This is a genomic window from Arthrobacter sp. zg-Y179 (assembly GCF_020907345.1).
Lineage (GTDB): Bacteria > Actinomycetota > Actinomycetes > Actinomycetales > Micrococcaceae > Arthrobacter_B > Arthrobacter_B jinronghuae.
The window spans coordinates 1-3064 of the sequence record NZ_JAJJOB010000017.1 but is presented as its reverse complement, the minus strand read 5'-3'; the positions used below and the strand labels follow the sequence as shown (position 1 = coordinate 3064).

1 protein-coding gene and 1 rRNA gene are annotated in these 3064 nt (G+C 60.8%); both read right to left on the bottom strand.

The features are described 5' to 3' along the window. Positions 1 to 514: 514 nt before the first annotated feature. Positions 515 to 2206 (bottom strand): thioester domain-containing protein, encoded by a 1692-nt coding sequence (locus tag LOC56_RS16060; protein ID WP_229953284.1) that lies wholly within the window; start codon positions 2204 to 2206, stop codon positions 515 to 517. A gap of 491 nt (positions 2207 to 2697) precedes the next feature. Continuing rightward, positions 2698 to 2814 (bottom strand): 5S ribosomal RNA (gene rrf, locus LOC56_RS16055). Positions 2815 to 3064 lie beyond the last annotated feature (250 nt).

The following is a 3064-nucleotide window of genomic DNA, read 5'->3' as shown; positions in this document are numbered from 1 at the left end:
CTAAATTCGAAACCGGCTAAAAAAACCGTCCCATACCCACGGGGTGGGCGGAAACGGCCTGTTCAACCAATCAAAATAAATTGGTATCAATAAACTTGGCACACTATTGAGTTCTCAAACAACAGACGCAATCCGAAAATACCCGGGAAAACAATGTTTTCCTTTTCTTCTTCGCTGCAATGTTTTTATATCTTATTCCATTCCGGCGTTTTTTGCAATTCGCGGTTTCCCTCGTCGGGACCCCGTGAAAAGCGTTTTCCGCCGTTCCGGACCCAGCATAAACCGGAGTCTTTCCCACCGGCCCTGCAAAGGGCACGCACTGGTTGGACTCTGTTTTTTGTTGGGGTTTGGCCGCCATGCTCGGGCGCTTTTCCAGCGTCCCGGCCGCGGCGACTTAGAAGACTCTACACACGTTGGCCCGGAGCCGCAAATTGAACCCCGGCGGCTGGAGCCGGCACCCTATCGGGCGCCGGCTCCGACCATCCGTCAGCCATTCAGCACAGGAGCCCCTGGACTAGCTGCTGCGCCTCCGGAAGGAACCCAGAACCAACAGCGATCCGGCCAGGACGGCACCACCCGCTGCCATGACCATGGACGTTGCGTCTTCCGCCCCGGTCCGCGGAAGCCGTTGGGTTACCGGCACCGGTGCGTATTCATTGACCACCCCGGCCGTCACCTCCCGCCCCGGCAGGATGGTTACCTCCGCCGTACCTGACGATTCCACGGTCACGTCCTCATTGGCGCCGGACGCCGGCTCCGTAACCTGGCACACTGTTCCCGCCGGGATGCCGTCGTACCGCTGGGTAAAGGTATCCGCCAAAGTCCCCTCGGGGATAACGAAGATCTCGTCGATCAGTCCGTCACCGCACTGGATGTGAAGCACGACTTCTTCCTGCAGGCCGGCTCCGGAGCCGGTGATGGTTTTCGCCACAACCAGGCTGCCCGGGTTGAATTCCACCGTATTAGTGACTGTGAGGACATTCTCCCCCTCAGTGATCGTCACCGGATCTGAGAACGTAGGCGTCACCGTCACCTCCGTCGTGGAACCGGTTACCTCTTCCGTCACCAGACAGACCGTTCCAACCGGAAGGTCGGTAACCGTTTCAGTGACCGGCGTCGTTGCCCCAACCGGGATTTCGAAGACGAAAGCCCCTACAGGACCACAGTCCACGGTAAGGACGATAGTTCCCTGACTGCCGACTGCCTCTCCGGCAAAGGTCTTATTCACCGTCAGGTCTCCCGCGACGAAGAACTCCGCGGTTGCCTGGGCGTTGGATTCGACCTCGGCGTTTGCGGCTAGGATCAGCTTTTGCGCCTCCGTCACGTCGAGGTTGTTGCCTGCGTAAAGGTAGACGTTGCCTGTCTCTACGGGTACTACGGCGCTGGCTGTGATTACAGCCGGATCTGTTGTCTGCGCCGTACTGCGCACCCAGACCTGGGTACCGGATGGAACCGGGTTCACGAGCGGAACGGTCCCCGCGGGGTCCGTAAACAGGGTGAAACCAGCAGGTGCCTCCACGGTCAGTTCCGCCCCGCCTCCAGCGGTGACGGTAAAGGGACCGGTCACGCCGTCCACGGCTCCTGCGGCCACAGGCGGATCAATGCTGACGTCCGGCGGGGGCGGTTCCGTGAGTGGCCCGGCGGCAAGAACAGCATCGATAATCTCCTGGGTCAGCGGGCGGAGGGGATCTGTGTCCTGCAGGACAAAACCATCGCTGAAGAACCAGATTGCTGCCTGGACCGCTGCGGCACGGGTGGCGTCATCCGCGGCTTCTGCAGGAAGACCGGGCTGGTCCGGGTAGTAGCTGTTCAGGACCCGGTTCACGTAACCGACGTTGGGGACTTCAGATTCGCTCCATGTACCGCTCTCGTACCCCAGCCCCGAGTAGGTGGAGGTACGGATATCGATGCAGTACATTTCCTGCTGGTTCCCCTCGGCGTCTTCAGTGAGGATGGTGCCGGCGAAGGACGGGTTATCAGCTTCGTAATCGGCCGGCACATCCGGCGGGTAGGCGGTGATATCAAATGCCGCCCCTGCGGGTGGTATTCCTCCCGTTGCTGCGGTCCCCACCCCGGTGCCGGTCATGGTGATTTCGACGTCGGCCGCGGGAAGCGCGTCACCGGGCTGCGGCCCGGAAAATACGGCCTGGGCAGGCAGCGCCGTCACCACCAATCCGGCCAACAGTGCGCAAATCAAACCCAGCAAGTTCCTCAAATACCTACGCTGGTTTCTCCCCCTCCCCCGACGTCCCCCATGCTGTGCGAGTACTGCGCTCCGACTCATAAGGTCCCGCCTTCTCTCTTTAACTTACCGAGAGGGGCCGCCGCACGAAGCTGCAGACCTTTGGCCCCGAGGTTGCGACGGTATATGCCGAAAGTCTCAATTTGTAAGCGTGGAACGGCATCCAGACACGCATAAAGCCCAAAAGGGCCGGTGCAGCAACCCCAGCAAGGTGGCGGGGGCAACCCGCTGCGGTACGGCTCCCTCACAGGAAAGTCCAGGAGCGGGCGCAGTGCGAGATCGATTTTGCGGGCCCAGGCCACGCAGCTCCTGAACGCCGGCGCGGCCTGCTGCCTAGGCTCGGCCGGCCGACGCAGGCGGTCCACACTGCCCGGCGGCGCTCAACAGGTCCGGCCGGTTAAACAGGTCAGGTCCCGCACCAATGGCGCGGGACCTGACCCTCTGTACTAAATATTGTCCGGCGGTGACCTACTCTCCCACATCCTCCCGGATGCAGTACCATCGGCGCTGTGGGTCTTAGCTTCCGGGTTCGGAATGGGACCGGGCGTTTCCCCCACGCTATGACCGCCGTAACCCTTCTACCCGCACCCACCCCAAAGGGTGGGAGGGGAAAACAATGGTTACAACACGTCCCGAAACCACCTCCAGAAGAAGGGGGTGCCGGCAGTGCGGTAAATATTGGTGAACCCGCCCCCGGACAAGGAGGCATAGTGGGTTCGTGTTCCAGGCGCAACAACCAACGGTTGTTGTCCGGGAACCACATAGTGGACGCAAGCAGCATGATCTAACAACACCCTTTATACTTTGACGGACCGTTTGAAG